Annotated in this window: 5 protein-coding genes; 3 read left to right on the forward strand and 2 right to left on the reverse strand. The window is 35.9% G+C overall.

Features of this window, described 5'->3' with window-relative positions; genetic code table 11:
• From F6K54_RS37220 to F6K54_RS37230, 3 genes are all read left to right on the forward strand, one after another.
• The coding region (locus F6K54_RS37220) for an RNA-guided endonuclease TnpB family protein (RefSeq protein ID WP_293089011.1) at window positions 1-431 on the forward strand (431 nt) is incomplete at its 5' end.
• Between the two features lie 413 nt (window positions 432-844).
• Window positions 845-2182 carry a P-loop NTPase fold protein gene (locus F6K54_RS37225; protein ID WP_293089013.1) on the forward strand — a complete coding sequence of 446 codons (1338 nt, stop codon included), beginning with the start codon at window positions 845-847 and terminating at the stop codon, window positions 2180-2182.
• A 246-nt stretch (window positions 2183-2428) separates the two neighbouring features.
• Window positions 2429-5020 (forward strand): tetratricopeptide repeat protein, encoded by a 2592-nt coding sequence (locus F6K54_RS37230; RefSeq protein ID WP_293089015.1) that lies wholly within the window; start codon window positions 2429-2431, stop codon window positions 5018-5020.
• A 75-nt stretch (window positions 5021-5095) separates the two neighbouring features.
• Here F6K54_RS37230 and F6K54_RS37235 read toward each other — a convergent pair whose 3' ends face one another.
• Window positions 5096-5713, reverse strand: a complete 618-nt coding sequence (locus tag F6K54_RS37235) for a Uma2 family endonuclease (protein WP_293089017.1) — start codon at window positions 5711-5713, stop codon at window positions 5096-5098.
• 705 nt (window positions 5714-6418) lie between these two features.
• The gene (locus F6K54_RS37240; RefSeq protein WP_293089019.1) at window positions 6419-6562 is read right to left on the reverse strand and encodes a hypothetical protein; all 144 of its coding nucleotides are present in this window, start codon (window positions 6560-6562) and stop codon (window positions 6419-6421) included.
• Window positions 6563-6937 lie beyond the last annotated feature (375 nt).

Genomic DNA, 6937 nt, shown 5'->3' on the forward strand with positions numbered 1-6937 from the left:
TACATAGCAAAATAGCCAACATTAGAAAAGATACATTGCACAAACTAACTACTTACTTGGCTAAAAACCACAGCCAGATAGTAATAGAAGACTTAAATGTATCAGGAATGATCGCAAATCACAAGCTGGCTAAGGCTGTTGCTGATATGGGTTTTTATGAGTTTCGCAGACAGTTAGAGTACAAATGTGAGTTATATGGTTCTGAGTTAATCACCGTTGATAGATGGTTTCCTAGTTCTAAAACTTGCAGTAGGTGTGGAACTGTTAAAGAGTCTCTGTTTTTATCAGAGCGCGTTTTTAATTGCGAACACTGCAATTTTAGCTGCGATCGAGACTTGAATGCAGCGTTAAATTTAGCTATGGCGGTCAGTTCGACCGTGACAGCTTGCGGACTGGATAACGCCGACGTTGCCAGGTTGAAGCAGGAATAGAACAGATTATCAGCAAGAAAATCATAGATTTATGTAGATAATCGTAGGTTTCTAAGAACGGTTATGCAAGTTGTGAAGCTGACAGTAAATAATTTTAATGAAAGCTATACTTTATGGAGGCTTTATTTTAGGTAAGCTTTTGCAAGATATAGCTCTAAGCCCTAGGGAATAGGGAATAGTAAACTGTTAAAGGGTTTTCGGTGCGGAAAAGCTCCGCTAACAGGGTTTAGAAATGTCCTAACCTTAATGCGTAGCGTTATACATTTGAATCAGTGGTAGTCCTGCATAGTAATGGTGAAGATATATATTTTTTAATTTCTCCTACACTCCCTATCACCCCATCACCCTATCTCTAGTGCAAAGTCCAGTATAATTAAACATATTAATCATATTTTTAAAAGGTGAATTATTAAATGACGGAAGATTATCGTGCTGTAACACTAGGAGATGCTTACAATATTTCTAATTTTATTCCTCTTCAAGATGAGGATTTAGAAAAATATTATTATGATTTATCTGAAGTAAGAAAAACAGAAGCTATCGATAGCATTAATTTTATTTTAAGTGTTGCTGAACCTGAAACAACTAAAACAATTTTATTTGCAGGTCATCGTGGTGGAGGGAAAACTACAGAATTAAAAAGATTAGAAAAAAAATTACAAGATAAATATTTTATTATTTATTTTATGGCTGATGAAGAACTAGATACTAATGATGCTCGTTATACAGACCTATATCTAGTAATTATTAAACAGGTTGAAGAACACTTAAGAAAGAAAAATATTACTTTAGATAAAAGGTTATTGCAGGGTTTTGAAGATTGGTTTAAAGAGATTACTAAAGAAAATGAAGAGACAGTAGAACGCTCAGTTAGTATAGAAGCAGCAAGTCAATTAGGAAGTCAAACACCGATTCCTTTTTTGGTTAAACTTTGGGTGAAATTATTAGCTCAAATTAAAGGGTCAGCTAAAAACAAAAAGATAATTAGAGAGACTTTAGAAAAGGATATTTCTCGACTAAAAGCTGATATTAATGCTCTCTTAAGAGATGGTACGAAAAAGTTAAGGGAAAAGTATCCTGAATATAAAGGAATTTTAATTATTGTTGATAATTTAGACCGCGTTCCTCCTAATGTGGGAGAACATTTATTTTTTGATTATGCTGCTCAATTGCAAGAATTAGATTGTAATATTATTTATACTGTGCCTATTTCTGTTGTTTATTCTACGGAAAATGTGGGTAATACTTTTGACCAAAATCTCCATACTTTACCGATGGTTAATATTTACCAGTATGACAGTCAAGAGACTGATTTACCACATAATGATAGACATTTAAAGGCAATGGCTGAAATAATTGCTAAAAGGGTTAATACAGATATTTTGTTTGAGTCGGAACAAGATTTGTTAGAAATAGCTAAAGCTAGTGGTGGTCATGTTCGTCAATTAATGCGAATTATGCGGACAGCTTGTATGACTGCTGGTTCCCGTGGTCATAGTAAAATTAATAATGATGATGTTGATTATGCAATTAAACAGGAACAATTTAGTTTTGAGCGGGTTATTCCTCATCAACATTATGAAATTTTAGCCAAAGTTTGTCAGAGTAAAAATTTAGAAAATAACGAAACTTCTCAAGCAATTTTATATAATACTTCGGTTTTAGAATATAACGGAATTAATCGTTGGAATTATGTTAACCCAGTTATTAAACGCAGTGAATTATTCCAAGAAGCATTAAAAAGTTTATAGGATTTCTTTATTTAAATGAGGTACATTTACGATCCCCCTAAATCCCCCTTTTTAAGGGGGACTTTGAATTTTTCAGGGTACTTCATAGATTAAAGAACTGCTATATAATCTTTGAGGTTAATATGGGAACGCGTGAAAGCTCCCTCCTTTTTAAGCGGTTCCCCCCTTATTAAGGGGGGTTAGGGGGGATCTAAAACTGTACCTCATAGATTAAAGAACCGCGATAAAATCCTTGAGGTTAATATTATGGGTGAAAGTAGTCGTAAAGTTAAACCCACCGAGCAATTTTTAATTGAAAATCAGGAATCTTTGAATCAATTATTGACTGTTATTACTTTTGCCAAAGGATTTACTTTGGGTATAATTCAAGTTGATTATCAGGAGGATTTGGATGCAATTATTAAAAGAATTACTACTGATGAACAATGTAGTCAAATTCAGTTTTGGCAATTAAAGTTAGATGACCCTGAGTTAGTTTTTTTCCGAGATGAAATGGTGAAAAGACTAGCCAATTTTACGATTGAACCAGAAAAGAAATTAGTTATTATTATCCAAGGTTTAGAAAATGCCATTGGTTTATCAGGTGAGAAACCGAATTTTTTATATGATTTGAATTATGTGCGAGATTTATTACCTAGAGATATTCCTTATCCCATCATTTTTTGTCTACCTAATTATGCAGTTAATCGTTTAGCAAATTTGGCTCCTGATGTATGGTCATGGATATCTTCAGTTGTTAAGTTTAATTCTCTAAAAACTCCAGTTGTTTCTAGAGGAAATGAAACTCAAATTCGCAGTACAATTAAAGAAACCATACCAACAGGAATTAAGGAGAGAATTGATTTTTTAAATGAACGTTTATCAGAATATTATGAATCGAAGGATGATTCAGTTAAAGATTTATTTTATTTGCTGAGTGAGTTAGGTATTGCATACCGTCAACAACAAGATTTAGAAAAAGCAGAAGTTTATTTACACCAAGCTGAGGATTTATATCAGCAAAACAAGTCTTTGATTTCAAGTACAGATCTGGGGAATATTTTTGACAATTTAGGTCGTTTGTATAAGAGTAAAAATAAGGGTTCTATAGCTAATAATTTAGAACAAGCTATTAGTTATTATCAATTGGCTTTAGAAATTTATACCCGCGATACTTTTCCTCAACAATGGGCAATGACACAAAATAATCTTGGCGAAGCTTATCGCAAGAGAATAAGAGGAAACAAAGCTGAGAATCTAGAGCAGGCGATCGCCTTTTTACAAAATTCTTTTAAAGTCAGAACTTTTGACGCTTTTCCTGAAAATTGGGCAGCGACGCAAAATAATCTCGCAAATGCTTATAGTGAAAGAATAAGAGGAGTCAAAGCCGAGAATTTAGAGATAGCGATCGCCTCTTACCAACAAGCTCTCAAAGTTTTAACTTTTCACACTTTCCCTGAACAATGGGCAATGGCGCAAAATAATCTTGCTATTACTTACAGTGAAAGAATAAGAGGAGACAAAGCTCAGAATTTAGAGATAGCGATTACAACTTTCCAAAATTCTCTCCAAGTTAGAACTTTTGAGACTTTTCCTATAGATTGGGCAATGACGCAAAATAATCTCGCTATGGCTTATAGTAATAGAATCAGAGGAGATAAAGCCGAGAATTTAGAGATGGCGATCGCTATTTACCAACAAGCTCTCAAAGTCAGAACTTTTGATGCTTTTCCTATAAAATGGGCAATGACGCAAAATAATCTCTCTGTTGCTTACAGTGAAAGAATAAGAGGAGACAAAGCTGAGAATTTAGAGATGGCGATTGCCTTTTCTCAAAATGCTCTTAAAGTTTATACTTTTGAAGCTTTTCCTTTAGAATGGGCAACTACGCAAAACAATCTCGGTGAAACTTACAGTAACAGAATAAGAGGAGACAAAGCTGAGAATTTAGAGATGGCGATCGCTATTTACCAACAAGCTCTGAAAGTAAGAACTTTTGAAGCTTTTCCTATAGAATGGGCAAGAACTCAAAATAATCTTGCTGTTGCTTACAGTAAGAGAATAAGAGGAGACAAAGCTGAGAATTTAGAGCAGGCAATAGCTTCTTACCAAAAAGCTCTCAAAGTTTTAACTTTTGACGCTTTTCCTGTAGATTGGGCAATGACACAAAATAATCTCGCAAATGCTTATATTAATAGAATTAGAGGAGATAAAGCCAAGAATTTAGAGATGGCGATAGCTATTTACCAACAAGTTCTTAAAGTGAGAACTTTTGAAGCTTTTCCTATAGAATGGGCAAGAACTCAAAATAATCTGGCAAATGCTTACCGTAATACAATTATAGGAGTAGGAGGCAAAGCTGAGTATCTAGAGATAGCGATCGCCTCTTACCAAAAAGCTCTCAAAGTTTTAACTTTTGACGCTTTTCCTGTAGATTGGGCAATGACACAAAATAATCTAGCTCTTGCTTACGTTTGTAGAATTAGAGGAGACAAAACTGAGAATCTAGAGACGGCGATCGCCACTTACCAACAAGCTCTGAAAGTTTATAATTTTGAGGCTTTTCCTGTAGATTGGGCAATGACGCAAAATAATCTCGCAAATGTTTACTCTAAAAGAATAAGAGGGGACAAAGCTGAGAATTTAGAGATGGCGATCGCCACTTACCAACTAGCTCTGAAAGTAAGAACTTTTAAGGCTTTTCCTGTAGATTGGGCAATGACGCAATATAATCTCGCTATTGCTTATCGTAACAGAATAAGAGGAGACAAAGCTGAGAATTTAAAGATGGCGATCGCTTGTTACCAACAAGCTCTGAAAGTAAGAAGTTTTGAGGCTTTGAGCAATGACACAATATAATCTAGCAAATGCTTATCTGAATAGATTTTTCTGTTGTTTTATACCAATTTGATACTGTTTGGCTTCTTCCATCTATCAAATTCCTGCTCGAAACGCTTTGGCAGCAGCAAGAGGACTTGGATTCTGAATACATTCGGTTAATAACTCAATGTTTAATTCCGGTAAAACTTTACTTCGATTAATTTTCTCATAACCAAAAGTTGCAGCAAATAGATCCGAATCTTGTCGCAGATAGTAAATAGCAAGGCGATCTTCAAGCCAAAACCAAACTTCTTGTATCCCTAGTTGTTGATAGAGAGCTAACCTATTAATTCCACCAGAGGTAACAACGACTTCAATAGCCAGATCGGGGAATTCCTTATCTGTACCGATACAATAGCTCTCGTCTGGTTCGCCTCCCACTTCCTGTTCAGACTTACGAAAAGTTGTCGAACCTGTGGGAAAGTATTCCGTGTTAGTTTCCAGAAAGTAAATTTCTAACAACGTTCCAATTCGGGTTTTTCCACTTTCATGGCGACGACTAGGGGCAACAATTTCCAGAATTCCATCTAAATAACTGATACGATAGGAAGAGCGATCGCCCATATTTGACAATAATGTTTCATATTGCGCCCAAGTTACCGGACTAATGGTATGACGTTCTTCCGGATCGTCAATCTGGAGACGTTCGGATAATTCATTTAAAAGAATCATAGGTTACTGAGTTATAGCGCTATGTGAGTGAAAATATTGTAGTGCGGGCATCTTGCCCGCGATTGGTGTACCTTATAACAGCGGAAAGCACTGTATCAGGAACAGGTATCAGGAACAGGCAAGATGCCCATTCCACAAACACAAAATTATATTTAAACTTTCATTGATTGATATTAATACTTATATTGACAATCTTTGAGATATTTTGCCGACACATAACCTTCTATGGGAGTTTCGACTTAGTTAACAATTTGCGCAATTTATCGACATAATACGCTAGTTCTCACAGGCAAGTAGTAATGAGGGTGAAATTTGTATCTTCTGCACTAATCCCTGCTTAAGCATTTCTAGCAGTCTATCTATAGCAATGAGTGCTGGTATATTTACAAATTGCAGGAGGGGCCAAATAGCTAAAAGTCTTATGTTATCGGCAATTTATTCCCCCTGTTGCCTGTTGCCTGCGCACAGCGCTATATATAGACGTAGACCTTTCCAGAAATACCGCTCCCTACTAGGAAAGGCGTAGTAAGGGTTTGAGGACTTTTTTAGTTATGTTAATTGACAAAGACTTAAATGTAAGTATATAGTGTAAAGATGCGGTTGGCTTGACCGTTAATGCCTGTGGATGAGTAACCGCCGACGGCCTCAGAAGAAGCAGGAAGTAAACATCAATTTGTCGCATCGATGTGACGCTTTGTATCAGTTTTATGAAGCAGTTTGAGCTAATTGATATTTGGGAATTGCTCTAATACTTGTTTCAGTAGTAATAGCTTGGGCAACTATTTTCAGTTCTAATAAACATAGAAAAGCACAAGTAGTAGTCGTTAGATATTTTTTCCAATTATTCATTTTGAAATTCCTACAATACTATTTCTAAATCAAAGCCCCCGCGCATCCCCCAAAATTGGGGTAGGGCTGTTTCATTCTCGATAGACACGGGGACGCGGAGACACGGAGACACGGGGATGGAGGCTTTTAAGCAGCATTAAACGAAATATCCTCTTAGAGCTTAAAAAGGCTTATTGGCTGAAAAATCGGCAAATTTTGGCAAATTTCACTGTTCCACTATCCCTTCATCTCCCGTTCTCCCGCTTATCGTTAATCTACAATACTTTGAAACAGCCCTGCCCAAAATTGGGGGACTAGAGCAAGCAAATTGACTCTTATTCCCCACAGAATTGGGGGGCTAGGGAGGCAAAACTCAGTATTAAACAACTTTTCAGA

The organism is Okeania sp. SIO3B5, from assembly GCF_010692555.1.
GTDB lineage: Bacteria > Cyanobacteriota > Cyanobacteriia > Cyanobacteriales > Microcoleaceae > Okeania.

Excerpts from the sequence above, each read along its gene's own strand:
- F6K54_RS37225 (WP_293089013.1), top strand. The coding sequence starts at position 845 with ATGACGGAAGATTATCGTGCTGTAACACTAGGAGATGCTTACAATATT.
- F6K54_RS37240 (WP_293089019.1), bottom strand. The coding sequence starts at position 6,562 with ATGAATAATTGGAAAAAATATCTAACGACTACTACTTGTGCTTTTCTA.
- F6K54_RS37230 (WP_293089015.1), top strand. The coding sequence starts at position 2,429 with ATGGGTGAAAGTAGTCGTAAAGTTAAACCCACCGAGCAATTTTTAATT.
- F6K54_RS37235 (WP_293089017.1), bottom strand. The coding sequence starts at position 5,713 with ATGATTCTTTTAAATGAATTATCCGAACGTCTCCAGATTGACGATCCG.